The 25633-nt window shown below is 37.4% G+C and carries 26 protein-coding genes; 12 read left to right on the forward strand and 14 right to left on the reverse strand.

Annotated features, from left to right (window positions below; genetic code table 11):
• Positions 1 to 10: 10 nt before the first annotated feature.
• The 3 genes from GWI97_RS13675 to maeB form a co-directional block, all read right to left on the reverse strand.
• Positions 11 to 793 (reverse strand): TonB family protein, encoded by a 783-nt coding sequence (locus tag GWI97_RS13675; protein WP_237585394.1) that lies wholly within the window; start codon positions 791 to 793, stop codon positions 11 to 13.
• A gap of 45 nt (positions 794 to 838) precedes the next feature.
• On the reverse strand, positions 839 to 1708 hold the full coding sequence (locus tag GWI97_RS13680) for a ChaN family lipoprotein (protein WP_087802207.1): 870 nt from the start codon (positions 1706 to 1708) through the stop codon (positions 839 to 841).
• 179 nt (positions 1709 to 1887) lie between these two features.
• Positions 1888 to 4170, reverse strand: coding sequence for an NADP-dependent oxaloacetate-decarboxylating malate dehydrogenase (gene maeB / locus GWI97_RS13685; RefSeq protein ID WP_036936114.1), 2283 nt, complete (start codon positions 4168 to 4170; stop codon positions 1888 to 1890).
• Positions 4171 to 4726: 556 nt separating this feature from the next.
• Between maeB and GWI97_RS13690 the strand changes: the two genes are divergently transcribed.
• Positions 4727 to 5350, forward strand: coding sequence for a response regulator (locus GWI97_RS13690; RefSeq protein WP_036936113.1), 624 nt, complete (start codon positions 4727 to 4729; stop codon positions 5348 to 5350).
• A 77-nt stretch (positions 5351 to 5427) separates the two neighbouring features.
• Here GWI97_RS13690 and GWI97_RS13695 read toward each other — a convergent pair whose 3' ends face one another.
• On the reverse strand, positions 5428 to 5988 hold the full coding sequence (locus GWI97_RS13695) for a hypothetical protein (protein ID WP_036936112.1): 561 nt from the start codon (positions 5986 to 5988) through the stop codon (positions 5428 to 5430).
• A gap of 206 nt (positions 5989 to 6194) precedes the next feature.
• Between GWI97_RS13695 and GWI97_RS13700 the strand changes: the two genes are divergently transcribed.
• Genes GWI97_RS13700 through GWI97_RS13710 form a run of 3 tightly spaced genes read left to right on the forward strand, consistent with a single transcriptional unit; the run spans position 6195 to position 8367 of the window.
• On the forward strand, positions 6195 to 6566 hold the full coding sequence (locus GWI97_RS13700; RefSeq protein WP_036936111.1) for an ArsC family reductase: 372 nt from the start codon (positions 6195 to 6197) through the stop codon (positions 6564 to 6566).
• Between the two features lie 5 nt (positions 6567 to 6571).
• Entirely contained in the window at positions 6572 to 7702 is a 1131-nt protein-coding gene (gene dapE / locus GWI97_RS13705) for a succinyl-diaminopimelate desuccinylase (RefSeq protein WP_087802206.1), read from the forward strand.
• Positions 7699 to 8367 carry a M15 family metallopeptidase gene (locus GWI97_RS13710; protein WP_087802205.1) on the forward strand — a complete coding sequence of 223 codons (669 nt, stop codon included), beginning with the start codon at positions 7699 to 7701 and terminating at the stop codon, positions 8365 to 8367. The genes dapE and GWI97_RS13710 overlap by 4 nt, the downstream gene beginning before the upstream one ends.
• Positions 8368 to 8369: 2 nt before the next feature.
• Here the strand turns inward: GWI97_RS13710 and GWI97_RS13715 are convergent, their stop codons facing one another.
• Entirely contained in the window at positions 8370 to 8753 is a 384-nt protein-coding gene (locus tag GWI97_RS13715; protein ID WP_087802204.1) for a DUF454 family protein, read from the reverse strand.
• A gap of 99 nt (positions 8754 to 8852) precedes the next feature.
• Here GWI97_RS13715 and GWI97_RS13720 point away from each other — a divergent pair, with 99 nt between their 5' ends.
• The gene (locus GWI97_RS13720; protein ID WP_036936107.1) at positions 8853 to 9062 is read left to right on the forward strand and encodes a YpfN family protein; all 210 of its coding nucleotides are present in this window, start codon (positions 8853 to 8855) and stop codon (positions 9060 to 9062) included.
• Here the strand turns inward: GWI97_RS13720 and GWI97_RS13725 are convergent.
• The 3 genes from GWI97_RS13725 to ypfJ form a co-directional block, all read right to left on the reverse strand.
• Positions 9025 to 11073 (reverse strand): tRNA(Met) cytidine acetyltransferase TmcA, encoded by a 2049-nt coding sequence (locus GWI97_RS13725; protein WP_036936106.1) that lies wholly within the window; start codon positions 11071 to 11073, stop codon positions 9025 to 9027. The two genes, GWI97_RS13720 and GWI97_RS13725, sit on opposite strands and share 38 nt — an antisense overlap.
• A gap of 2 nt (positions 11074 to 11075) precedes the next feature.
• Positions 11076 to 11528 carry a DUF441 domain-containing protein gene (locus GWI97_RS13730; protein WP_036936105.1) on the reverse strand — a complete coding sequence of 151 codons (453 nt, stop codon included), beginning with the start codon at positions 11526 to 11528 and terminating at the stop codon, positions 11076 to 11078.
• A 61-nt stretch (positions 11529 to 11589) separates the two neighbouring features.
• On the reverse strand, positions 11590 to 12474 hold the full coding sequence (gene ypfJ, locus GWI97_RS13735; RefSeq protein ID WP_087802203.1) for a KPN_02809 family neutral zinc metallopeptidase: 885 nt from the start codon (positions 12472 to 12474) through the stop codon (positions 11590 to 11592).
• Positions 12475 to 12734: 260 nt separating this feature from the next.
• On the opposite strand from ypfJ, the gene GWI97_RS13740 reads away from it, so the two are divergent.
• Together GWI97_RS13740 and GWI97_RS13745 are read left to right on the forward strand one after the other, a co-directional pair.
• Positions 12735 to 13433, forward strand: coding sequence for a helix-turn-helix transcriptional regulator (locus GWI97_RS13740; RefSeq protein WP_036936103.1), 699 nt, complete (start codon positions 12735 to 12737; stop codon positions 13431 to 13433).
• A 78-nt stretch (positions 13434 to 13511) separates the two neighbouring features.
• Positions 13512 to 14123 carry a glutathione S-transferase family protein gene (locus tag GWI97_RS13745; RefSeq protein WP_087802202.1) on the forward strand — a complete coding sequence of 204 codons (612 nt, stop codon included), beginning with the start codon at positions 13512 to 13514 and terminating at the stop codon, positions 14121 to 14123.
• 142 nt (positions 14124 to 14265) lie between these two features.
• Here GWI97_RS13745 and purC read toward each other — a convergent pair whose 3' ends face one another.
• The 4 genes from purC to dapA form a co-directional block, all read right to left on the reverse strand.
• Entirely contained in the window at positions 14266 to 14979 is a 714-nt protein-coding gene (gene purC / locus GWI97_RS13750; RefSeq protein ID WP_036936100.1) for a phosphoribosylaminoimidazolesuccinocarboxamide synthase, read from the reverse strand.
• A 532-nt stretch (positions 14980 to 15511) separates the two neighbouring features.
• Complete coding sequence (locus GWI97_RS13755) at positions 15512 to 16102, reverse strand: phosphatase PAP2 family protein (protein ID WP_036936098.1); 591 nt, start codon at positions 16100 to 16102, stop codon at positions 15512 to 15514.
• A 281-nt stretch (positions 16103 to 16383) separates the two neighbouring features.
• The gene (gene bamC, locus GWI97_RS13760; RefSeq protein WP_087802201.1) at positions 16384 to 17430 is read right to left on the reverse strand and encodes an outer membrane protein assembly factor BamC; all 1047 of its coding nucleotides are present in this window, start codon (positions 17428 to 17430) and stop codon (positions 16384 to 16386) included.
• 16 nt (positions 17431 to 17446) lie between these two features.
• The gene (gene dapA, locus GWI97_RS13765) at positions 17447 to 18346 is read right to left on the reverse strand and encodes a 4-hydroxy-tetrahydrodipicolinate synthase (protein ID WP_036936093.1); all 900 of its coding nucleotides are present in this window, start codon (positions 18344 to 18346) and stop codon (positions 17447 to 17449) included.
• Between the two features lie 215 nt (positions 18347 to 18561).
• Between dapA and GWI97_RS13770 the strand changes: the two genes are divergently transcribed.
• Positions 18562 to 19119 carry a glycine cleavage system transcriptional repressor gene (locus GWI97_RS13770; RefSeq protein ID WP_036936091.1) on the forward strand — a complete coding sequence of 186 codons (558 nt, stop codon included), beginning with the start codon at positions 18562 to 18564 and terminating at the stop codon, positions 19117 to 19119.
• Positions 19120 to 19137: 18 nt separating this feature from the next.
• Complete coding sequence (gene bcp / locus GWI97_RS13775; protein ID WP_036936086.1) at positions 19138 to 19608, forward strand: thioredoxin-dependent thiol peroxidase; 471 nt, start codon at positions 19138 to 19140, stop codon at positions 19606 to 19608.
• Between the two features lie 70 nt (positions 19609 to 19678).
• Here bcp and GWI97_RS13780 read toward each other — a convergent pair whose 3' ends face one another.
• Complete coding sequence (locus GWI97_RS13780) at positions 19679 to 20755, reverse strand: AI-2E family transporter (protein WP_087802200.1); 1077 nt, start codon at positions 20753 to 20755, stop codon at positions 19679 to 19681.
• A gap of 154 nt (positions 20756 to 20909) precedes the next feature.
• Between GWI97_RS13780 and GWI97_RS13785 the strand changes: the two genes are divergently transcribed.
• The 3 genes from GWI97_RS13785 (at position 20910) to GWI97_RS13795 (ending at position 24688) form a co-directional block, all read left to right on the forward strand.
• A complete protein-coding gene (locus GWI97_RS13785) occupies positions 20910 to 22382 on the forward strand; it encodes a beta-barrel assembly-enhancing protease (RefSeq protein ID WP_087802199.1) in 1473 nt (490 codons plus the stop codon).
• A gap of 8 nt (positions 22383 to 22390) precedes the next feature.
• On the forward strand, positions 22391 to 22747 hold the full coding sequence (gene arsC, locus GWI97_RS13790; protein ID WP_036936077.1) for an arsenate reductase (glutaredoxin): 357 nt from the start codon (positions 22391 to 22393) through the stop codon (positions 22745 to 22747).
• 690 nt (positions 22748 to 23437) lie between these two features.
• Positions 23438 to 24688 carry an MFS transporter gene (locus tag GWI97_RS13795; protein WP_036936074.1) on the forward strand — a complete coding sequence of 417 codons (1251 nt, stop codon included), beginning with the start codon at positions 23438 to 23440 and terminating at the stop codon, positions 24686 to 24688.
• A 201-nt stretch (positions 24689 to 24889) separates the two neighbouring features.
• Here the strand turns inward: GWI97_RS13795 and hda are convergent, their stop codons facing one another.
• Complete coding sequence (gene hda / locus GWI97_RS13800; RefSeq protein ID WP_036938961.1) at positions 24890 to 25597, reverse strand: DnaA inactivator Hda; 708 nt, start codon at positions 25595 to 25597, stop codon at positions 24890 to 24892.
• Positions 25598 to 25633 lie beyond the last annotated feature (36 nt).

Genomic DNA, 25633 nt, shown 5'->3' on the forward strand with positions numbered 1-25633 from the left:
TAACCTGTCGTTAGAACGTTAGTGTAGAAAACTCAATTGGCATTTCAACCATTATTTTACCTTTCGACAATAACTCTATCGGCGGTATAGGTAAGGGTTCTGCGCGTTTGAGTACTCTTTGTGCTTCTCTATCTAAAGAACGCACACCACTACTGAGAATTAACTCACTCGATATGACATAACCTTGTTCATCAACAAAAAAGCGCACTTTAGAAATACCCGTTCTACCTTTGCTTTTTGCCTCTTCAGGGTAGGCTTTATAGCGATTAAGGTGCCCTTTTGTTTTCGCTTGCCATAATGCTAATGCACTTTTTGTGCTGTCTGAATCACTGTCATAATTTGCACTAACATCATTAGATTGCTGTTTTGCAGCAGAGCGGCTACTTGAAGGTGCTGATTGACTAGACACATTTTCACTAATTGTGGGCGCTGGTTTTGCAGGGGATGTAATCGGTGCCACCTTAGCGGTTTGCTCTACATTGACCCTTTTCTTAGGTTTTTCTAGCAAGATATCTGCATTTTCATTCACAATCAGATCAGGCTGTTTTTCAGCAATATCTTGCTCTACCTTTTTTTGACTCGCTACCGCCAGTTGTTGTTCGATTCCTACAACCTGTTTTTCATCACTTAGTGCTTGTACATTTTCACTTAAGCTCATCATTACAGCTAATTCTGGCTCTTGTATAAATACCGTATTCTCTTTAATGAAATAAAAATAAGCCATAACAAAAACAGCATGCACACCGATAGCCAAAATTAAGGCTTTAGAACTACAAAGCTGAAATTTTGGCATTTGATCCATACAAGAAGAAATAAGCATATTTGTGTTATCAATAAATTAAGGTAATGCGACAGGTGTTATCCAAAGATAATCGGCATGAACTGAAGTAACATCACTTCCCTCTTCCGTCATAATCACGACTGTTACGTTTTCATTCGGTGCTAAATCAGCAACATGTAAAGGTACACCCATTACTTTTGTGGCATGAAAAGATCCCGCAATTAAAAGTGCAGGCGTCGGGGCATCTAATAAACTTTTTGCCATTGCCCGATCACGCAATTGTTGAATAACTGTCATTTTTTCTGCTTGTGTTTTATCAAGCGCACCACCATGAGAAAGCTCAATCGTTTTTTGAATAAGTTGGCGAACGGATGTATTAGTTGAATGCACACCATCAATAATAGGAGGATTTTTATACGCACTAGATATTTCACTGCGATCAATGTTAGCAGCTAATAAAGGATAATCAGCGCTTAACCCTGCTTTAACAATATTGCCATACCATTTCCAAGGCCAACCTGAATTCCATTGTAATGCCCCCATTAATCGCTCATCTCGTAGATATTCAGATCCTGTGTAACGTTTTTTTGTGTTATCAACTAATGATTGTTGGCTTGGCGTGAGCATCTCTAATAAAACGGCACCTTGAGGGCGCTTTTTAGGCAGTTCTGTCATTAACCAATATTCAATATCATGATGAAAAACATTGTCATGTTTTTCACCAATAATTACACGTGGTTGGCTTGCTAATCGTGTTAACAGTGTATCTGCCGTGATAGATTGTCCAGTCTGAGTATCAATGATGTTTGCCGACTGAATAATTGCTAAGTCTACGGTTGAGAGAGGTTGTTTTTCTAACGAATGGCATGCTGAAAGGCTTAATAAGGAGACTAGTAGCAAGATCCTTTTTGATATTGAAAAAAACATACTCATCCTATTAGTTATATGTACTTATTTTGATTAGGCGAATAGGTTAATATTATTAATAACAATTATCAATATCATTCTTATATTAATTTGCATTTAGTGCGGTTTGAATCTTTTTAAAGCATAAAAAAGCGCCTAAAAAAGGCGCCTTACGCATGTAATCATTTAATTAATAACGATTAATTTTGAGATTGAGTTTGAGCTTCAACAACCGCTAATGCCACCATATTCACAATACGGCGTACTGATGCAATTGGCGTCAAGATATGAGCAGGTTTAGCAACCCCCATTAATACAGGCCCTACCGTCACACCATCAGAACTCGTTACACGTAATAAGTTATAACTAATACGCGCAGCTTCCATCGTTGGCATAATAAGTAAATTTGCTGATCCTTTTAATGGGCTATCTGGCATAACATCACGACGAATAGACTCAACTAATGCCGCATCCGCATGCATTTCACCATCAATTTCTAATTCAGGTGCGCGTTGTTTGATAATTTCTAACGCTTTTCTGAGTTTGATTGATGATGGACTATCAAATGAACCAAAGCTTGAACGAGAAACTAGAGCTGCTTTGGGTTCAATGCCAAAGCGACGAATAGTGTCGGCTGCCATCAATGTAATATCAGCGAGTTGTTCTGCGGTTGGATCTTCATTAACGTAAGTATCTGTAATAAAAGTATTACCACTTGGCAATAACAGTGCATTCATAGCCCCTGCTGTTTCCATTCCTTCACGTAAACCAAACACATTTTTATAAACTTCAAAATGTTCCGCATAGCTTCCAACCGTACCGCAAATCAGGCCATCTGCTTCACCTCTACGTACCATAATGGCACCAATTAGTGTTGGATTACCTATCATTGCACGACGAGCTTGCTCTTGTGATACACCACGACGTTTCATAATTTGGTGATATTCTTGCCAGTACTCTTTGAAACGTGGATCGTTCTCATTATTTACCACTTCAAAGTCTTTACCCGCTTGAATATGTAATCCTAATTTTTGAATACGCATTTCAATAACACTAGGACGACCAATTAAGATAGGTGTGGCTAATCCTAGCGTGACTAACTCTTGGGTTGCATGTAGTACACGGTTTTCTTCACCTTCCGCTAATACAATACGTTTTTTCTCTTTTTTCGCTTGAGAGAAAATAGGTTTCATAAATAAGTTAGTTTTGTAAACGAACTCATTAAGGTGCTCTATATAAGCAGAAAAGTCTTCAATTGGACGTTTTGCTACGCCTGAATCCATGGCGGCTTTTGCCACAGCGGGTGCAATTTTTACGATCAATCGAGGATCGAATGGTTTTGGTATAATGTATTCAGGGCCAAAAGAGAGCTCTTGATCACCATACGCTGAAGCAACTTCTTCGTTTTGTTCTGCGAGTGCAAGCTCTGCGATAGCATGTACACAGGCAAGTTTCATCTCTTCATTAATTGTGGTTGCACCGACATCTAATGCGCCACGGAAAATGAAAGGAAAACACAATACGTTATTAACCTGATTTGGGTAGTCAGAACGTCCTGTGCAGATAATCGCATCAGAACGTGCAGCCTTCGCTAAGGGAGGTAAAATTTCAGGCTCTGGGTTTGCAAGCGCAAGAATAAGTGGATCTCGCGCCATCTTTTTAACCATTTCTTGCGTTAATACACCTGGCCCTGAACAACCTAAGAAAATATCAGCGTTATTAATCACATCATCTAATGTACGAGTACCGTTATCTTCAATTGCATAAGCCGCTTTGGTTTCCGCCATATTGGCTTCACGACCTCGGTAGATAACGCCTTTGGAGTCACATACAGTAATATTTTCGCGTGTTAGCCCTAAAGCCACCAATAAATTCATACAAGCGATAGAAGCCGCACCTGCCCCTGATACCACTAATTTTACTTTGCTAATATCTTTTCGAATAATGCGTAAACCATTGAGAATAGCCGCGGTCGAAATAATTGCTGTGCCATGTTGGTCATCATGGAAAACAGGGATATTCATTCTCTCGCGCAATTTTTGCTCAATATAGAAACACTCTGGCGCTTTAATATCTTCAAGGTTAATACCACCAAATGTTGGCTCTAATGACGCAATAATATCAACAAGTTTATCAGGATCCGTTTCATTAACTTCAATGTCAAAAACATCAACACCAGAAAACTTCTTAAACAAAACACCTTTACCTTCCATTACCGGCTTACCCGCTAAGGCTCCGATATTTCCAAGCCCAAGCACTGCTGTACCATTTGAAATGACCCCAACAAGGTTACCCTTAGCGGTATAGCGATAAGCAGCAAGAGGATCGGCCGCAATTTCTAAACAAGGAACGGCGACACCTGGTGAATAAGCTAATGCCAGATCGCGTTGAGTAATTAACGGTTTTGTGGGAGTAACCGTGATTTTACCTGGTACGGGAAATTCATGAAAATCTAGAGCGCTTTGTTTTAATTTGTCTTCCATCTTCATATCCTTTGTATCAATAGGGTAAGGGCTTCGTTAGTATAATGGTAATGGCGCGTTAAATCATGACGGCTCCGACACTTTTTTCAATTTAGTAAACGAGATTTATTATAAACCCCTAATACCTAATTATAGGTATATTATTCATCCTCTTTAATTTCCTCTCTGCAATAAACTCGAACAGAAAAAAGACAATATTTGTTTATTATTTACCAGATATTAAATTAACATTTAAAATAATTAATTTTTTTATATTGTTAAAAAAAACAATAACTATTTTCGCTTGTTTATTATTTTTAAAATAGATTCATTTCCGTACAACTCGTTGTAACTATAATGATTTTATAGAATGAGATTTTTTGTTAGTCGTTTTGGTTATTTTCTTTTTTACCCGTAACAATAATTGGTGTAATATTGCCAACCGTCAATTTTATTTTCTTATTGTTTTAATAAGATGTCTGATTCTAATTTTTATTCCTCATTTGGAATTTACTTTTTTATTTTCTACTTTTGGAAAGATTACGCACATTATTATTTTTTTTTAGGGAGAGGGGTTATGCCTAGCTACTCAATTATGATAGTGGATGATCACCCTATCATGAGATATGGATTACGGCTATTGTTAGAAAAAGACAAGGATTTTGTCGTAGTAAGCGAAAGTGGCAATGCTCAAGAGGCTGTAACCGCTGCAAAACAATTAAATCCAGATTTAATTATGATGGATTTAAATCTGCAAGGGCGTTCAGGTATTGATATTATTCGGACACTTCGTCGTTCGGGTTTAACATCTTACGTTCTCGTTTTATCCGTTTCTGATTCACGTAATGATGTTTATGCTGCGTTGGATGCAGGCGCAAACGGTTATCTTTTAAAAGAATGTGAGTTAGATATGCTTTTACTTAGCTTGCGTAAAGCAGCAGTCGGGCATCCTGTTTATAGCGAACGAGTTTGGCAATATATCCAACTTAGACAAAACTATTCTGATCCACTTTCAGCACTGACTAAAAGAGAACTTGACGTCCTTCACGAAGTGTCAATTGGCATGAAAAATAAGCAAATTGCTGAAAACTTATTTATCTCTGAAGAAACGGTAAAAGTTCACATTCGTAATATTTTGAAGAAGTTGCAAGTCACTTCCCGTTTAGCAGCAAGTCTTATTCTTATTAAGCACCAGTACTAAACGTTTTACCCCGACACTAGGTCGGGGTAAGCAGAATTATTATTGAATATTTGCTTAATTCTGTATCAGGTCATTCACTATTCAATAGGTACTGGATAACTTAATACCTTAAAGTGGTTATCTGGCAGTTTTTCAATATTTAACTGATAAAGCTCTCTATTAATTCCGTTAATGACAATATCAAGTTCGCTAAAAGCGGCTTGTATTTCTTCATTTGTTGCCCATGAAGGAATGCCTTTTACACCATAATAGAAATAAATTTTACTTTTTCCTGATCCTATCGGCTGGATCTCTTTTATTTGACTAATAAACAGATGACCATAACAGAAATCTTGATAAGGTTGCCACGCTCTGCGCCCTTTTTCGCTTAGATTGAACACCCATTCATCTCCATTTGCTGTTTGTTCAATCAATCCAGCTTCAACTAATGCATGCATTCTTTCTAGCACCCAAGGTGCATCATCTTCATTGCTATACACAGGCCATTTCCCTTCGCCCAAACACAATAAATAATCACTGTTAAAAAAAGCCTCTAAGGCTATTTTATACTCATCAACTTTTTGACTGTCATTTTCTTCATCTGCCCAGCTAAAAGAAGAAAGTAAAAGTAATATAAGACTCAGTGAAATACTTTTCATATTCTCTTTTACCAACGGAAATCTTTATTCGTATTTGTATTACTCTACGCTACACAATTCGTTACACTAACGTGACAGTTTAATATCCGATATATTTTATAATGTAAATAGGATTTTTCACTACAACAAAAGCTGTTATTTTGGAATTGTATAACACTCATTCTCATCAATACTAATATTACGTATTGTCATATAAGGAAAATATCATGTCCACGACAAACCTGACATATACCATGTACGGCATAAAAAATTGCGATACAATCAAAAAAGCACGTAAATGGCTAGATGATAATCATGTTCCCTACACGTTTCATGATTACCGCAAAGAGGGTTTGACGGAAGCATTATTACGCACCTTTACAGAAAATTTAGATTGGCAGACACTTGTGAATAAAAGAGGAACAACTTGGCGCCAATTATCTGATGAAGAAAAAAATGCAATCACGGATGTGACCTCCGCTATCTCACTGATGTTAGATAAACCCGCTATCATTAAACGCCCTATTCTTGTCTCTTCAGATAACCGCTTTATTGTTGGTTTTAATACCCATGACTATTTGACCTTTACAGGAGCCTAATATTTATGTCCTGTCCTGTTATTGAACTTGCACAACAATTAATTTCACGTCCTTCGATAAGTCCTGACGATCAAGGTTGTCAACAATTGATTATTGATAGGTTGGCTCCTCTTGGTTTTACTATTGAAAGAATGCCTTTTGGTGAAACTGAAAATTTATGGGCTTGTCGTGGTGGTGAGGGAGAAACATTGGCCTTTGCGGGGCATACTGATGTGGTTCCTACAGGTGATATTGCATTATGGGAACACCCTCCGTTTGAACCGTCCATACGTGATGGCATGCTTTATGGTCGTGGCGCCGCAGATATGAAAGGCTCTCTTGCCGCAATGGTTGTCGCTGCAGAGCGCTTTGTACGTTCTTATCCTGATCATCGTGGACGGCTGGCTTTTTTAATTACCTCTGATGAAGAAGCCAAAGCAGCAGATGGTACTGTTAAAGTCGTACAATCTTTAATGTCACGAGGTGAACGTCTTGATTATTGCCTTGTAGGTGAACCCTCAAGCCAACATCAACTAGGTGATATGGTAAAAAATGGTCGCCGAGGCTCAATAACAGCAAATTTAACCATTCAAGGCGTGCAGGGGCATGTCGCTTACCCTCACCTTGCCGAAAACCCTATTCATACGGCATCCCTTTTTATTCAAGAATTAGTCAATACGGTTTGGGATGAAGGCAACGAATTCTTTCCTGCAACAACCATGCAAATTGCCAATATTCATGCAGGTACTGGCAGTAACAATGTTATTCCTGGTGAGTTGTTTATCCAATTTAATTTCCGCTTTAGTACCGCGATTACTGATGACGAAATTCGCCAACGTACAGAAGCTTTATTGCAAAAACACCAACTTCGTTACCATTTAGAGTGGTCTTTATCCGGCCAACCTTTTATTACTGGCCAAGGTAAATTGCTTGAAGCAGTTCGTTATTCTGTTAAACATTACACCAATTTAGATCCAGAACTCTCCACCAGCGGAGGCACTTCTGATGGGCGATTTATTGCTCAAATGGGTGCGCAAGTTGTTGAGTTAGGTCCTGTAAATGCAACTATTCACAAAGTGAATGAGTGCGTTAATGCGGCAGATCTACAGCAACTTAGTCGAATTTATCAGCGAGTGATGGAGCAACTTATTTTATGATAACACCTCTAATGTTAACGGGTCGTTCTACCGACCATTTAGTTACTTTGTCAGGACAGCATCGCTTACAATTTAATGCCACTAAAGCGTTTTTAGCATTACAACAACAAGCGACAAAAACAGGTTTTAAACTAATGCCCGCCAGCTCTTTTCGGGATTTTAATCGTCAACTGGCAATATGGAATGGAAAATTTGAAGGGACACGTCCTGTCTTAGATGCTCAAAGTCAGCCAATTGATATCCACTCATTATCAGAAGGTGAGCGTTGTATTGCCATTTTAAAGTGGTCAGCACTGCCGGGCGCAAGTCGTCATCACTGGGGAACAGAAATTGATATTTACGATCCTTTTCGCTTACCTGAAGGGCAATCATTACAGTTAGAACCCTGGGAATATGAAGCAAATGGTTATTTTGCAGAACTCAATGCGTGGTTAACAGAAAATATGTCAGCGTATGATTTTTATCGCCCTTTTACTCATAAAGATAGCAATATTGCTTACGAACCTTGGCATATCAGTTATTGGCCTCTATCTCATGAAGCCTCACTTGCTTATACACCTGAAATACTTAAATCAGTGTTAGAGGAAGAAGATATTTATGGTAAACAATGGTTATTAGCAAATCTTGACGAGATATTTTCACGTTATATTGTTTTGCCTGAGTAAAATTATTTCTCACATGGGACTTCTTGTTGATCATTTACAGGAAGTCTCCACATAAAGATCAATAAACAGGCTAAGATTATGAGTAGTAAAATTCTAACCCATAACATCGACACTAACCACAGTGAAATCGCAAAGGTCAGTAAGATCACTAATATTGCTTTTGGTTTGGCTCCTTTAGGCATCGCGCGATGGGTTTGCCAATAACGTAAGTAAGGACCAAACCAAGAGCGATAAAGCAACCAATAATGAAAACGTATTGACGAGCGTGAAAAACACCATGCTGCAAGTAATAAAAAAGGTGTCGTGGGTAATACAGGCAAAATAACACCCAGTGTGGCTAATCCAACGCATAACCAACCTGCTATAATCAATAATATCCGTTTCATACTGTACTTTTCCAACTCTTGTTGTATTAGGTTATTTTATAGCGTTAAATAAAAAAGATCCTCATTCTCAATAACGATTTTAAAACAGAAGGTTTATTTATGCACTGGTTTGCTGACTATTGGTGGGTTATTTTAATTCTTTTGGTGGGAATTATTATTAACGCAATTAAAGATATGAACAAAATCGATCCTAAACAATTTCTTAAAAATAAACGGAAATTACCTCCACACCGTGATTTTAATGATAAATGGGATGATGAAGATGATTGGCCTAAACAAAATCAAAACAAGAAGGATGAGAATAAGTAGCTAACCACTGTTGATAATGCGATGTTAATTGAGGATCTTTTTCAGCCATTAATTTCGCACATTGATCTCTTAGCTGCTTAGTTAAAACTTTTTTTCCTGATAAAGAGAATTCAGCCACACACTGCTCAACTGTTTTATTTTCTACAAAAAAAGCTACTAATAACGGATAGTGTTGCTCATAGCCTACCAAAAAGTTGGCAACACTCTCATAAACAGTGACTACCGGACGATGCGCAAATGCAAAACCGGCCATCATTAACCAACTATCTTGTTGTGTAGCTATATCATGGGATAGCGATGGCATCGATAAACAGATGCCAGTTTGCTCTTTTATGTGCTGATATTGTAAGGAAAAACTTTTTAAAGACGATTGTAATAACTGCTCACCCTTTTCTGTTATCGGATAAATCGCCATAGCACTATAACACCCACTACTTGCTTCTTTATGTATACCTAATCGTACAATTTGAAAACCACATTGTAACCAAAATTGTGCTAACATTTTGGTATAACCAAAGCTGACTGAAAGATAATCAATATTCTGTTTTTGACTCTCATTAACAATATGCTCAATTAAGTTTGCCCCTATTTTTTGGCGCCGATATTGAGGTAAAACGGCAATTCGGCTAATTCGCAATGAGGTTAAACACATTGCATCTGGCGTTAAACCATAAGTCACTAATGATTGAGCCACTAAGTTACCTCTTGGTCTACGAGAACCCCGCCATACATCGAGAGCCAGTTCAAAAGACAATCCACCTTCTTCAATACACCATACCGCACCCACATTTTTTTGATTGATTAACGCTGACCAATAATGTTGTCTTTGCCCATCAAGCAAACGCCGTAAATCCAGCGGTGTTGTTCGGTAATGTGCGCCAGTCAGTAATTGATAAAAACTGCGTAATTGCGAAAATTTATTATGCCAATTGCCCTGATGCTGGTGGATTGTCACTTCACCTTTTTGTTGACGATTAAAGTCACAGTCAACTTCATCAAGCAATAATAATTGATTAAGCCAATTTTCTAGTGGGCAATCTTTAGCCCAACGAATTGGTGTTTGTAATTGATAAGTATGTAAATTAGGAATGCTAACTCCTAATTTAAGCATAAAACCGCGTCCTGTACCTTCATATCCCTGGACTGTCGTTGTCATTAATACACTAGGAAAATAACGGCACAATGTTTCTAATTGGGCAATAGGTAGCGAAGCAGCTTCATCAATAATCAGCCAATCGCTTTGGATCTCATTGTTTATGCACAGTGCTAATAAAGTATCAGGAGAATAAAATGAAACCGTTTTATTTGTATGTGAAGATAGAACATCCGTACTATTTTTAGCCGGTGCACAAACTATCACACTGCCATGATATTGTTCAATAAACATACCTGCAAGAGCAGATTTTCCACGCCCTCTTGGTGCAATAATACTCCAAACACCCGATGGCGATGCCAATAAATTAGCGAGGATAGTTTGTTGTTCCTTGGTCGGTTCGCCTTGTGGAAGTGACCAAGATCCGTCCATTTCAATAAGAGTGGGTAACTCAAGAGGCGTTGATTGTTGCCATATAACCACTTGATTATTACTAAAAGTAATATTTTTCAGCCAAGTCATAAAATTAGGTGTTGAAAGTACGTCTTGTGCATCATTCCAACGCTGGCTATCGTTATCAATATAGTTATCCCAACGCTCAACATTGGGCAAACACAAAATAAGCAAACTACCCGCTTTTAATGTTCCGGTTAGCATGGCTAAAGCATCTGCATTAAATCCCTCATTAGCATCAAAAACAGCATGTAAAAACTCTCGCCCTAACAAACGAATAGCGTGCTCTGGTAAAATAGCATTAGGCTTATTGGATGAAATCGTTATCCAATCACCTTGGCATAATTGGGTAATTTGCTGGATCTGTTTTGTTTGCCATGTAGGATCGCCCGCTAATAGCAATAATTGACGTCGCCCTAATTGCGCTAATTTTTGCTGATATTGATGTAAACGGGAAAATGGCACAGCTAGGATTTACCAATTAATAACGAAAGAATACCCGCGGCAATTAATGGTCCAACCGGCACACCTCGAAAAAGGGCAACACCAATGACCGTCCCCACTAATAAACCAGCCACTGTTGAAGGCTGATTATTCATTAAAGAAACACCACGAGCCCCCAACCAAGAAACAGCGACGCCAATAGCAATCGCTAATAGTGATTTCCAATTTAAAAATGAATTAAGAACTTCTTGCCCTGAAATACGCCCTGTTGCAATGGGTGTCATTACACCGATGGTAAGAATTAAGATCCCAATGGTCATGCCATATTTTTCGACAACAGGAAAATATTGATTTAATGGTGTGATTTTAATCACTAACAGAGCCAGCATAGCTAACGTCACAGTCATATTATGACTAATAATACCAAGCCCTGCGAGAACCAGTAAAATTAATAATGAGGGATCAACATTGCTCATGTTTGTTCCTAACCCTTTCTCTTTATAATGTTAATTGTCTTTTATTTACCAAAGAATGGTATTAGTTCAAAGACGAAGAAGCAAATGTATCGCAAGATTTAATATTGCCACTGTTATACCCACGCATAAACCAGGTTTTACGCTGTTCTGCCGTACCATGGGTAAAACTGTCAGGTACCGCATAACCTTGCTGTTGTTGCTGTAATTTATCATCACCAATCGCTTGCGCTGTTTTGATTGCTGTTAATAAATCACTTTCATCAATACGGCCTTCACCTGCAATAAAGTGTCCCCACATTCCCGCGAAACAGTCCGCCTGTAGCTCTAACTTTACAGATAAACGATTAGCTTCTGCTTTTGAACGGGCCATCTGTTGCTTTTCACGAATTTGGGTCGTTATACCTAATAAATGCTGAACGTGATGACCAACTTCATGAGAAATAACATAACCTTGGGCAAATTCGCCCCCACCCCCTAAGCTATTTTTCATCTCATTATAAAAAGAGAGATCAAGATAAATTTTTCGATCAGCTGGGCAATAAAATGGCCCCATAATTTTTGTGCCAGTCCCACATTGTGTGGTCGTACTATTGGTATATAGCACGAGTTTAGGATCACTATATTGCTTTCCTGCCTGTGCAAAAATCGTTTGCCAGAAATCTTCTGTACTGGCTAAAACAACACTACTAAAATCAGCAGCATCATTATAAAGTGCGGTTTGTTGCTCATTACGTTGTGGCGCTTGATTGGTTTCACCCGTTAATGAATTAAAATCAAACCCCATAAAGCTGGCAATAACTAAAACAATAATTATCACAAAACCATATTTAGTACGGAGCAAAAGTGTAATTAATCCTAATGGGAGATTGCCACCACCAGATGCAGAGGAAGGTTGTCCCCTTCGGTCTTCAACATTATTACTTCTTCGGCGATCATTCCAACGCATAGCTTATCCCCACTGTTTTAATAGGCTAATTTTATTATGAGCAAATTTATCACTTGATTTGAGATAATAACAAAAAATTGCTATCTCTATTCCCTATTTTTTAAGGACAAGATGATAGAGACTATCAGTGTAAAAAAACGCGCGAGTAATAACGGCAAACAAATCAGCACACCAAGAATTAAAGCTGTCTTTTTAACGATTTCATAATAGAATTCTTCCCCCTACTATCGCGTATTTTCCTCTAATAAATAGATAATTTAATGACTCGAACTCAGCGCTTGCTTACTTTATTGCAGATTTTAAAAGAAAACCGCTACCCAATAACAGCGGAAGCACTGGCTGATAAATTACATATTAGTGTGAGGTCTATTTATCGTGATATTGAATCTTTACGCAATCAGGGCGCTGAAATTACAGCAGAAGCGGGCATTGGCTATCAATTAAAATCAGGTTTATTACTACCACCATTAACCTTTGATATTAACGAACTTGAGGCGCTTATTTTAGGCCTACGTTGGGTAGAAAATAATACAGATCAAGAATTGAGTCACTCTGCATTACGGGCAATTAATAAGATAAATGCCGTGATAACAGCACAACATCAACGTTTACTTGAGAAAAATACGTTATTCGTTCCCATTCACCGAATTATAGAAATTAATCATGCTATCGCTAAAGATTTGCGTTTAAGTTTACGTGAAGAAAAAAAAGCGCAAATTGATTATCAAGACGCCAAAAAGCAATTAAGTCGCCGGATTATTTGGCCGATTGCGGTTGGCTACTTCCAAGACTCACAAGTGATTGCAGCATGGTGTGAACTGCGCAAAAACTACCGCCACTTTCGGCTCGATAGAATTATTTCTTATGAAATATTAAATGATACCTTGCCTTATCCTAAAAACTATTTACTCGATAGATGGAAAAAAGAGATCCTCAAAAACACTCCTGACAATAACTGACACTCAACTTTCGTAATATCCACCTTGCTGTCCCAATTTAAATAAACATTACGTTACTTAATACAGTAAGGAAACATTATGAGTAAACTTATTCTTTATACTAATACAATGTCTCGTGGCAACACCGTTGAGCTTTTCCTAAAAATATTAAATGTGCCTTATCAGCGCGTTGAATTAGAGTATGGCGAATCAATGCGTACCCCTGAATATCTCGCTATCAATCCAATGGCAAAAGTTCCCGCATTAGTTGATGGGGAAAACGTCGTTACAGAGACAGCTGCGATTTGTGCTTATTTGGCAGATAAATTTATTGAAAAAGGATTTGCGCCTACACTTAATTCACCTGAGCGTGCTACTTATTATCGTTGGTTCTTTTTTACCGCCGGTCCTATTGAATCCGCATTTACAGTAAAAGAACTTGGTATAGTGTTGAATGAAGAAAAACAAAAATCCTCGGGTTTTGGTTCATTTGAACGAGTATTTCAGTGTTTAGAAACAGGATTAGCCAATGCCAATCCTTATATTTGTGGCAAAAATCTGACTGCTGTCGATGTATATGTGGGCTATTTCCTAATCTTCTTATGCAAATATGCCCTCATCAAACCCACTTCACTAATTAATCAATATATTGATAATCTTGCACTTAATAATGAAATTAAGCAATTATTAGAAAGCTTAGGATTGCGATAAGGTTTTTTATTACTAAATATCATTTTATCAATCTATTTGCTTAGCAATGTTCATTTAATACACTCCATGTAAAAAAAAGGTCAGTTTTTAAGCTGACCTTTTTTATTATATTGTTTTTTACTTCACGTAATCGTTTGCGTATTTAGTCTAAAGAAACACCAATTCGGCGTGCAACTTCTTCGTATGCTTCAATTAACCCGCCTAAACTTTGACGGAAACGATCTTTATCCATTTTATCTAAGGTATTTTTATCCCATAGACGGCTACCATCAGGAGAGAATTCATCACCTAATACGACTTTACCGTGAAATAGACCAAATTCGAGTTTAAAATCGACTAAAATAAGTCCTGCTTTATCAAACAATTCGCTAAGGACATCGTTTGCTTTATAGCTAAGGCGTTTCATTTCTGCGAGGTTTTCTTTAGACACCCAATTAAAGGTTTCACAATAAGATTCATTCACCATAGGATCATGACGTGCATCATCTTTTAAGAATAAATCAAAGATAGGTGGGGTTAAAAGCATACCTTCTTCAACGCCTAAACGTTTAACTAATGAGCCAGCCGCACGATTGCGGATAACACATTCAACAGGCACCATATCGAGTTTTTTGACTAGCACTTCATTATCAGAAAGCAAACGTTCCATCTGCGTTGGGATACCCGCTTCTTCCAGTTTATTCATAATGAAATGGTTAAATTTATTATTTACCATACCTTTACGATCAAACTGTTCAATACGTTGGCCATCTAACGCTGATGTATCATTTCTGAATTCAAGGATAAGAAAATCAGAAGATTCAGTGGCATAGACTGTTTTGGCCTTTCCACGATACAACTCAGCTTTTTTCTGCATCTGACACACTCCAAAGATGTGATAGGTTTAACAAGAAATTTGCTCCCTATACTCTACTCTAGATTCGATAAAAAAGCTTTTAAAACGTGAGAGCTATCACTAAAAAAATCGCAAAGAGAACGTACTGATAACAGCGCTGTTTATGGAAAATCAAAGCCCATTATTAGAAATTGCAATTTTAATAATTACTTTTAATATTAAAAATAAAAAAGATTAACCATTAAAACTTATAAATAAAAATTTCATAATAAGAACAGAATATAAATGTTCCCCAAAGTCAAAATAAGAATATTTTTAGTTTATATCACTGCATTATCTCTATTTTAAAATTGCATTCTTTTTAATTAGTACTTAATTCCTTTGTCATTACACTTATCTCGAGTAATGACAAATAAAAACCAAACTAATTTCTTTTTTATTGGAAATTAATTTGGCCTCATTTATTATTAATAAATTCTAATAAGTTATCTTTATTAAATTATCACTATATTTTTCAAAGCATGAGTTCTCACACAATAACATAACGTTTTAATTAAATAATAAAGCAATAGATTTCATAAGCAAACCAACCTAATAAAGCACCAGCAGGCAAATCAATTAAATAGTGTTGTTTAGTAAACATGCAAGATAAAGCGATAAATAATGGGAATAAGAAAACCCATGGTCCTAACGTTGCATAAGCAAGACAAGCAGTCAGTGTTGCCACTGAAACGTGCATACTCGGGAAACAATTTGATGAATCATCAAAGTGTTGAACAAACTTAAGAAATTTTTCTGATGCTGTTTTCCCTGGATTAATCGCTCGCCAATGTGCTGGCGTCGCAACCGGGAATACAACAAAGAAAAACATTTGCATAACTAACAACACAATATAACTAAAAACAATCATAATAAACTGTCTTGAGTCTTGAATAATCCAGTTAAGATATAGAATTGCTGGATAATATAAAAAACTATAAATCCATGACCACCAAGGCCAGAAAGGAATTTTTTCATCAACAGGTGAATTAATTACTTTCACTTCTCTCAATGTATATCGTTGAGTAAAAAAATAAAACTGATAAACACCAACAATAAGTATCCCACTTAATATCAAGTGAATAATCATATCACCCGCACTCATAAATACTCCTTCATATAGTCAGAGAATGCTTTGTTATTTTTATTAAGAATAAGAATTGACGCAATATTGCATAGTTTTAAAAGTATTGCATTAAGATTAATATTATTAATAACACTAAATTAAACATTGTCATTAAAAGAGTATTCCATTGACGAAAAATACAATGGAAGTATTCTATTTGAGTCTCTAAAAATAAAAGTAGTATTCTTCTATCAATGAAAAACATAAAAAAGCCACACAATCATATTGTGTGGCTTCTCTTTATTCTATAAAGCGGGATGTTATTTCACAGGTTTACTGAAAGCAGCCTTCAGTGCCGCAACCATTTGATCGTTCTGTGATTGTGTTAATGGTTTACCTTTATCACTGATAAATTGTAAACTACTACGGTTATTTAAATCACCCACTTGTAATTTATAATCCGCTTCTTCTACCGTTGGTCTATCCACCCCTAACGAACTCCAGCTCGCGCTACTCATTCCTTTATAGGTTACTTCAATTAAACCTTTAGAACGTGTACGATCACCCATTTTCATTCCCACACTTTCTAAGGCAATTGGCAATCTATCCCAAACAACATCAAATGGTGCACGTACAATGATCACTGGAAGTCCTGCATTATCACTGCCACTTTGGACATCAATAATACCTTGAAGATTACTTGTAGCCGTATTTTCGGTTAAATTACGCATACGGTTTAAACCATCAACCAGCTCATTAAGCATTAAAATATTATAACGTTTTACTTCAGCCGGATCAGTAACGTCTGTTTCGCCTTGGCGTAAACCTTCATTTGTTATGGTTAATGAAATTACATTACCCGATTGAGTTATCGCTAAGCGCTGACGCGTTTGGAAAGGCACGTTTTCATCTGCACGTAGCCACGTTATCCAATCAGTGTGAATTTCTTTTTGCCCAGCATCACTTTTTGCAATAGCAACGCCTTTATCTTTTAAAATAGCCGTTACTTGCTCATACAGTGTTGTATTTTCAGGTGCGTTAGGCAATAACAGCCTGCTGTTATCTGCGTTATTTTCACTACGTGAACCGCTTAATAAATTCAGTGCTTGAGTAGGTGGACGAATATCAAGCGCTAAACCTACTGGCTCCGTTTTTTTAGGGGTTGGAATATCATATTCCCCATTTTGCAAAGGCAACACCATACCCGCCGGAATCGCTAAATTCTTTAGCTCTGCCGTCTCTAAATAAGACTCATCACCACTAACCTGACGTTTATAGCGCTGATCACTTGAACAGGCTGCCAGTAAAACCACCAGCGACAGACCCGCGACCTTCATAATCTTTGATTTATGCAATAGTGTTGCCATTAAAATTCCCTAAGTTTTACAGTATTCCCGCTGTTAACAGCGCTTTCTCGACAATTTGCTGACCTGATGATGTCAACGGAGTCATAGGTAAGCGCAATGTGGCGTCTTCAATCAATCCAATACGTTGACACGCCCATTTAGCTGGGATTGGATTAGGTTCAACAAATAACTGATGATGTAAGTCCATCAGACGTCGATTAAGTTCACGTGCTTTTGCAAACTCACCTGCATTTGCTAATCGACATAATTCTACCATCTCTGACGCTGCAACGTTAGCAGTAACCGAAATAACACCGTGACCACCAAGTTGCATAAAGTCTAATGATGATGCGTCATCTCCACTTAATAAGATGAAACTATCATCATTAACCAACTCTTGGATTTGACTAACCCGACTTAAGTTCCCTGTCGCCTCTTTAATTGCCACAATATTATCCAACTTAGCTAAACGTGCAACTGTTACTGGCAATAAATCGCACCCAGTACGGCCCGGTACATTATACAGGATTTGTGGTAGCGCAGTACTTTCAGAAATCGCTTTAAAGTGCTGATATAACCCTTCTTGTGAAGGTTTATTATAATATGGCGTCACACTTAAACAACCTGCAATACCTTTGTTTTCAAATTGTTGTGTAAACCAGACTGCTTCAGATGTTGCATTAGCACCGGTACCTGCAATCACAGGAATACGTCCATCCGCCATATCTAATGTCATTAAAACAACATCAACATGTTCGTCGTGACTTAATGTTGCAGATTCTCCTGTTGTACCGACAGAAACAATAGCGGCACTGCCTGCATTAACATGATAGTCAACTAATTTACGTAAACTAACCCGGTCAACATTGCCTTTTGTGTCCATTGGTGTAACCAATGCCACCATACTGCCTGTAAAATTAAATTCGTTATTCACCATAATCATTGCTCCGAGATAGACGTATACTCAATGGTACTCATTCATTGCTCTATTGAAAACTACTTAACTCTAGGTTTCTAATGAAATTTGCTAATATTCTTTGATATGAATTAAAGAGAGATAATAATTGAAGATAGTGAGCAAGGGATCTTGGCAGAAATCAAATTTTGTGTTTACCTGTTAAGAATAAACTGAAAGTCAAAAGGAACCTCATTTTGCCCATACCTGATAAACATTTTCTCGTCATTACTGCATTAGGTGCTGACCGCCCAGGTATTGTTGATACCATTACACAATTAGTCAGCCAATGCGGATGTAATATCGAGGACAGCCGACTTGCGATGTTTGGTCAAGAGTTTACGTTTATCATGCTACTCTCAGGAGGCTGGAACGCTATCGCCCAGTTAGAAGCGTTGTTGCCAATTAAAAGTGCGGAACTAGATTTATTGACCGTCATGAAAAGAACTCAAAATGGTGCGCCTGTTACCTATCCTTCAACTATTGCAGCGAAAGTTGATATTGAAGATGCACCCGGTATTGTAGAACGCTTTACTAATTTATTTAGCCAGCATAATTTTAATCTCGCTGAATTAATTTCTAAAACGCACCCGTCAGAAGATGGTACCCCCGCCCGTTTAGAGATACAAATTACGGCGCACAACCCATTAGATGATCACGGTCTTGTTATTCATGAGAAATTCAATCAATTATGTACAGAGCTAAATGCTCAAGGCACAATAAGTATCGTAAATAGTCTGATGATGAAACAGTAAAAAATGGAGAATGACCAAATGAACCCATTAAAAGCCGGTGAAAAGGCGCCTCAATTCAGTCTGCCCGACCAAGATGGAGAAACAATTAATTTATCTGATTTCGCTGGTCAACGTGTGCTCGTTTATTTTTACCCTAAAGCAATGACACCAGGCTGTACGGCTCAAGCTTGTGGCTTACGTGATGAAATGGACGCATTAAAAAAGGCACAAGTCGAAGTATTGGGTATTAGCACAGATAAATCAGAAAAACTTTCCCGCTTCGCTGAAAAAGAGATGTTAAACTTCACATTACTTTCAGATGAGGATCATAAAGTTGCCGAAGAGTTTGGTATTTGGGGAGAAAAGCAATTTATGGGGAAAACTTACGATGGTATTCATCGTACAACCTTCTTAATTGACAAAAATGGTGTTATTGAGCACGTTTTTGATAGCTTTAAAACCACTAATCACCATCAAATTGTTCTCGAATATCTCGCCCAGCATCCGTAAATAGCGATTGCGTATTAATAAGATAACAGACAGTTTTCACTGTCTGTTTTTTGTTAGTGCAATACCCTATTTAGCTTTTCTTTATATGTTGCTCATTTGCAATTTCATCAGGTAATGCATGTAATACTGCTTTTATCAAGGTTGCTAATGGGATCGCAAAGAAAACGCCCCAAAATCCCCACATACCACCAAATATAATCACGGATAAGATAATAACTAAAGGATGCATATTTACCGCTTCAGAGAACAAAATCGGTACTAATAAGTTGCTATCTAATCCTTGAACAACAAGATAAGCAATAAATAACGCCCAAAAATCAGAACCTAATCCCCACTGAGAAAGCGCAATCACAATAACTGGAATGGTTGCTAAAACAGCACCAACATAAGGCACTAAAACAGAAACGCCGACAATAACAGCAAGCAATACGGAGTAACGTAGATCAAAGAAAGCAAAAACAAAATAAGTAAAGACACCAACAATGACCATTTCTGTCACTTTACCGCGAATATAGTTAGTAATTTGCTGATTAACTTCAATCCAAACTTGTGCTGCCAGTATTCTGTTTTTTGGTAAAACACGACGTACAGCATTAAGCATCTGTTGCTTATCTTTAAGCAAAAAGAACGTCATTAAAGGGACAAGAATAAGATAAATAGAAAGAGTGATAACACCAATTAATGAAGCTAAAGATACTTTCAAGACAGATTCAGCGACGGTTGAGAACTTACTCCGCAAATTTTCTGCCATCATATCAACAATCCCCGCATCCATTAATGCAGGGAAACGATCAGGCAATTCATGTGCAAATGCATTGAATTTATTGATCATATTTGGGATATCTGAAATCAGTGTCATCCCTTGTTGCCAAACCGTTGGCGCTAAAATCAAAATAACAATGGCACTAATACCGATGAAGAGTGTCAGAATTATCGATACGGCCCAAATTCGAGCACATCCCAATTTCTCAAGTAAATGAGTTGGCCACTCTAAAAGGTAGGCAAGTACGATTGCCACTAATAAAGGAGCAAGTATGCCACTAAAAAAATACAGAATTGAAAAGCCTGCAATTAAGATAACCACAAGAGCGATAACTTGTGGATCAGCAAATCGGCGTTTGTACCATTGAACAAGCAAGTCCAGCATGAAAATGAAGATCCTTTATAATAATCAGAATAATAGAGCTATATGTATTCATTTACATAAGCAATAATCTTTTGACAGATTTTACGTTAGGTTTTGCTATCATACATCATTAATTATTAATTTTTTGTTAGGATAGCCATCAGGATACAGTTGTATGAAACTCAGACTTAAAAAACCATTAGTCGCGCTTCTTGTTTCTGCGTTGCTATCAACATCAGTCGTACCAGCACATGCTGCAATTGATATTGAAGACTCCTTACCTGATATGGGAACCACAGCAGGTTCAACGCTGAGTATTAATCAAGAAATCGCTATGGGTGATTACTATACTCGCCAACTGCGAAATAGTGCACCATTAGTTTTTGACCCATTACTTTCTAACTACATTAATAATTTAGGGCAAAAACTCGTTTCTAATGCCAATTCAGTAAAAACCCCCTTTCACTTCTATTTGGTTAACAATCCCAATATTAACGCGTTTGCTTATTTTGGGGGAAATATCGTTTTGCATTCTGCACTCTTTCGTTATAGCCGAAATGAAAGCGAATTAGCCTCTGTTATGGCCCACGAAATCACGCATGTTACACAACGTCATTTAGCACGAATGCTTGAAGATCAAAAAAAGACATCACCACTTGCACTTGCAGGGGTGTTAGGTTCTATCTTGATTTTTATGGCAAACCCCAATGCTGGGCTAGCGACCTTTACGGGAAGCATGGCGGGGATGCAGCAGAATATGATCACGTTTACACAAATGAATGAGCAAGAAGCTGATCGTATTGGGATACAAATACTCTACAGAGCTGGATTTGATCCCAAGGGAATGCCTGATTTTATGCAAATTCTTGCCGACCAGGTCCGCTATAGCTCTAAACCGCCTGAAATGTTATTAACGCACCCTTTACCAGATAGCCGATTATCTGATGCGAGAAGCCGAGCTAGTCAATATCCTGCACGCCAACTTCCTCAGTCAGCTGATTTTCTGTTTGCCAAAATGCGTGTACTCGCCATGTTAAATAAAAATCCCGCCTCAGATAACGCATTTCAAACTACGCTTGATCAATTTAAGCAAGGCACTGCTATTGAAAAATCAGCAGCTAATTATGCGCAAATATTAATTTACTCTCGTGATCGTAAATTTGATGAAGCACGAAAACTGCTAACTCCAATGTTAGAAAAAGAGCCTAATAATATTTGGCTTATTGACGCGATAACCGATATCGATTTAGAGCAAAATCGGGCGAGAGATGCTGTCGCAAGATTACAATTAGCATTAAAACAAAAACCAAATAACAATGTCATTATTGCTAACTTAGCCAATTCCTACATGCATAATAAGCAATATAACGAAGCGAATCGACTGCTTTACCGTTATACATTTGATAACCCAAGTGATCCCATTGGTTGGCAATTAATGGCAGAAAACGCTGCTAAACAAGGTGATAGAGCTCATGAATTAGCAGCTTATGCGGAAGATTTAGCACTCAGAGGTGACTTTGAAACAGCGATCCGTTATCTAGGTGATGCAAGTAGACAAGTTAAACTAGGCAGTAATGATCAAGCACGCTTTGACGCGCGTATTGACCAGTTAAGAAAAATACAACAAAGAGACAGTCAATTTAAATAAGGGACAACATGACCAAGAAAGTGACGATTTATCATAATCCACGCTGTTCAAAAAGCCGTGAAACCTTACATTTACTAGAAGAAATGCAAATAACCCCTGAGGTTATTCTCTACTTAGATACAGCACCTTCAGTCGCAGAACTTAAAATACTTCTTAAGGCATTAGGTTTTGATGATGCAAGAAAATTAATGCGCACAAAAGAAGATAGCTATAAAACGCTCGAACTTGCTGACGAAACATCACAAGATGCATTAATCCAAGCAATGCATGACAACCCTAAGCTTATTGAGCGTCCTATTGTGGTTGTAGGGAATAAGGCCCGTTTAGGCCGCCCACCAGAGCAAGTGAAAGAGTTATTTAGCTAAGAGTAGAAAATTAAAGCCTATACTTAGCGATGTGTGAGATAGGCTTTATTCTTTTTGTTTTATCATTAATACCGCAACCGTTTACTCTCTTTTCCCTATTTAGACGTAAATCACCAAATGTTATTAAATTGTAATCACCTAAATTAATAAAGTGTTCTTTATTTCTTCAACAGGAAAAAAGTAATCTCTTTTTGCTTTCAAAAAAATTCATCTCATTTTCATATTTTTTATGGCTAATAAATCATCATTTTTTGAAATGTCTATCAAGATCACACAATACCGCTATAGATCACCTTAAAAAGAAAAAATAATCATTTGTTTCATTTATATTGTGACTCAAGTCTCTTTACACGAATACGTTCCTACATATCATGGGCATCAGAAAATATGATAGCAGAGTTGATAAACGCTAAATTCTCGCCAAAATATTTTTTCATTATCATCCAAGAAAAAATTTAACAAAAAAAATACATTTTAAATAATACTGCAATACAGCAATAAACTTTCAATTTGTTATTTACTCTATCTCTTCTTTGGTTGTTAATTTTTAAATTGATGACAATTAATCGATATGAAATGAAGTTATAGATGTATGTGAAATAAACAACGTTATAGCCAACATTACGGGCAATTAAAACCAACCAATCATCATTATGATGTCGGGTGATTGCTAGGCTAATAGGAAAACAGATGAATATCGTACTTAGATTAAAACTTGTCTCATTCCTCCAATTCTTTATATGGGGATCTTGGCTGGTCACATTCGCCTCGTACCTCTTTGGAGAACTGCATTTTAAAGGTAGTGATGTTGGGCTTATTTTCAGTGCTCTTGGACTCGCCTCACTTATCGCACCTGTCATCATGGGATTTATTGCAGATAAAATAAATAACCGCAAATTAGTGTTTATTACCCTGCATATTTTTTCTGCATTAGCATTAGTGTTGATGTCGCAAATGACAACAGTCACCACACTATTTTTTGCTACCCTGTTGCATTTATTGTTCTTTATGCCAAGTATTTCAATGGCAAACAGCATCATCTTTGAACTATTAGAGCAAAAACATTTAGAGCCTAATAACTACTTCCCCAAAATTCGTGTTTACGGCACCGTCGGTTTTATCGCTGCTATGTGGGTTATTAGTTTCTTAGGTCTAGGAAATAGTTATCACCAACTCTTTGTTGCAGCACTCGCCTCTCTTGTTTTAGCTGTATTTGCAATGTTCTTACCTGCAACTAAATCAGCTGATGAAAATGAAATTAAAATGGAAGAAGCCGCATTTAGTCTTTCAAATATCTTACAGGTGTTTAAAAAGAAAAATGTCGTTGTTTTCTTATTCTTCGCAACTCTATTAGGCTCAGTACTGCAAATTACCAATACATTTGGTGTACCTTTCCTACAAGATATTGCACAATCTCCAAATGCGGATGATTCATTCTTTGCACGTTATCCTTCTGTATTCTTATCTATTTCACAAATTTCAGAAGTCGTGTTTATTCTATTCCTGCCTTTGTTACTAAAACGTGTAAGAATCGAAACTATTGTTTTATTTAGTATGATTGCTTGGATTTTACGTTTCGGTTTCTTTGCTTATGGCGACTACACATCATTAGGCCAAATCGTCTTATTATTATCAATGATTGTGTACGGCTGTGCGTTCGACTTCTTTAATATTTCAGGTTCATTATTCTTAGAAAAAGAGATCCCATTACAATATCGTTCAACAGCACAAGGCATGTTTATGACCTTGGTGAATGGTTTTGGTACTTATTTGGGCGCAATGTTAAGTGGCTGGGTCATTGACTTATATACCACCAATGGTGCTGTTGACTGGAAATCATTCTGGTTAATTTTCACAGGCTACACTGTTGCAATTACTGTACTGTATCTGATTTTCTTACTGATACCTCAAAAGAAAGCCAAAGTAGTAGAAGCTCACTAATTATTTAACCCTCCTCCTTTATTGTTTGTATTTCTCGCCGCTTGCCTTTTACAAAGACAAGCGGTTTTTTTTATTGTATCTAATACAAAACATCGCCATAACAACATGATTTTTTAGTAGGTTTTAATTTAGACGATAGAGGCGAGCTTGCGTTATTTACCTTGCCTAACACGATGAGAAATAGCATTAACAAAGGTAAAGCTAAAGTTTAAGAATATCTTTCACGAAGGGAATAGTGAGCTTACGTTGAGCAACAATAGATGCGTGGTCAAGCTCATCGAGCATTTCGAAGAGTGTCCGCATTTTTCTATCCAGGCGTTTTAATACAAAGCGCCCCACATCTTCAGGTAATTCAAACCCACGAAGCTTTGCTCTCAATTGCAATGCTTGAATTTTTTCTTCATCGCTTAATGGCTGTAAACGATAAATTTGCCCCCAATCCAGTCGAGAAGCAAGATCAGGAAGTTGTAATTCGATTTGTCGAGGTGGTCTATCCCCGGTAATTAATAAACAAGTTCGACCATGCTCTAAAACGCGGTTATAAAGATTAAATAAAGCGAGTTCCCACTCTTCATCTCCCGCGATACATTGAACATTATCGATACAAACTAACGATAAATGCTCCATACCTTCAAGGACATCGGGAACAAAATAGGCTCGTTTATCAAGTGGCACATACCCAACAGCATCACCTTTTAATGAAAGTTCAGCACAAGCAGCATGTAATAGATGGCTCTTCCCACCTCCGTCGCGGGACCAGAAATAGATATAACTGCCATGAGATTGATGAATGGCGGTTTGGATTGCCGCGACTAACGACGCGTTTTCTCCTGCATAAAAGCTATCGAATGTCTCATCGTCGGGCAGAGATAGTGGTAATGATAGCTGTGACGGCGTATTCAGAAGCACCTCACCTGAATAGTTTAATAAACGCGGAGATTCTAA

This window comes from Proteus sp. G2300, from assembly GCF_009915965.1.
Lineage (GTDB): Bacteria > Pseudomonadota > Gammaproteobacteria > Enterobacterales > Enterobacteriaceae > Proteus > Proteus vulgaris.

Coding starts and splice junctions, on each gene's coding strand:
- dapA (WP_036936093.1), bottom strand. CDS start 18,346: ATGGTGAATAACGAATTTAATTTTACAGGCAGTATGGTGGCATTGGTT.
- GWI97_RS13700 (WP_036936111.1), top strand. CDS start 6,195: ATGTCCACGACAAACCTGACATATACCATGTACGGCATAAAAAATTGC.
- bamC (WP_087802201.1), bottom strand. CDS start 17,430: ATGGCAACACTATTGCATAAATCAAAGATTATGAAGGTCGCGGGTCTG.
- GWI97_RS13720 (WP_036936107.1), top strand. CDS start 8,853: ATGCACTGGTTTGCTGACTATTGGTGGGTTATTTTAATTCTTTTGGTG.
- GWI97_RS13755 (WP_036936098.1), bottom strand. CDS start 16,102: ATGAGTGCGGGTGATATGATTATTCACTTGATATTAAGTGGGATACTT.
- GWI97_RS13785 (WP_087802199.1), top strand. CDS start 20,910: ATGAAACTCAGACTTAAAAAACCATTAGTCGCGCTTCTTGTTTCTGCG.
- GWI97_RS13690 (WP_036936113.1), top strand. CDS start 4,727: ATGCCTAGCTACTCAATTATGATAGTGGATGATCACCCTATCATGAGA.
- arsC (WP_036936077.1), top strand. CDS start 22,391: ATGACCAAGAAAGTGACGATTTATCATAATCCACGCTGTTCAAAAAGC.
- GWI97_RS13675 (WP_237585394.1), bottom strand. CDS start 793: ATGCCAAAATTTCAGCTTTGTAGTTCTAAAGCCTTAATTTTGGCTATC.
- GWI97_RS13730 (WP_036936105.1), bottom strand. CDS start 11,528: ATGAGCAATGTTGATCCCTCATTATTAATTTTACTGGTTCTCGCAGGG.
- ypfJ (WP_087802203.1), bottom strand. CDS start 12,474: ATGCGTTGGAATGATCGCCGAAGAAGTAATAATGTTGAAGACCGAAGG.
- GWI97_RS13715 (WP_087802204.1), bottom strand. CDS start 8,753: ATGAAACGGATATTATTGATTATAGCAGGTTGGTTATGCGTTGGATTA.
- GWI97_RS13795 (WP_036936074.1), top strand. CDS start 23,438: ATGAATATCGTACTTAGATTAAAACTTGTCTCATTCCTCCAATTCTTT.
- bcp (WP_036936086.1), top strand. CDS start 19,138: ATGAACCCATTAAAAGCCGGTGAAAAGGCGCCTCAATTCAGTCTGCCC.
- GWI97_RS13745 (WP_087802202.1), top strand. CDS start 13,512: ATGAGTAAACTTATTCTTTATACTAATACAATGTCTCGTGGCAACACC.
- maeB (WP_036936114.1), bottom strand. CDS start 4,170: ATGGAAGACAAATTAAAACAAAGCGCTCTAGATTTTCATGAATTTCCC.
- GWI97_RS13740 (WP_036936103.1), top strand. CDS start 12,735: ATGACTCGAACTCAGCGCTTGCTTACTTTATTGCAGATTTTAAAAGAA.
- dapE (WP_087802206.1), top strand. CDS start 6,572: ATGTCCTGTCCTGTTATTGAACTTGCACAACAATTAATTTCACGTCCT.
- GWI97_RS13780 (WP_087802200.1), bottom strand. CDS start 20,755: ATGCTGGACTTGCTTGTTCAATGGTACAAACGCCGATTTGCTGATCCA.
- GWI97_RS13710 (WP_087802205.1), top strand. CDS start 7,699: ATGATAACACCTCTAATGTTAACGGGTCGTTCTACCGACCATTTAGTT.
- purC (WP_036936100.1), bottom strand. CDS start 14,979: ATGCAGAAAAAAGCTGAGTTGTATCGTGGAAAGGCCAAAACAGTCTAT.
- GWI97_RS13680 (WP_087802207.1), bottom strand. CDS start 1,708: ATGTTTTTTTCAATATCAAAAAGGATCTTGCTACTAGTCTCCTTATTA.
- GWI97_RS13695 (WP_036936112.1), bottom strand. CDS start 5,988: ATGAAAAGTATTTCACTGAGTCTTATATTACTTTTACTTTCTTCTTTT.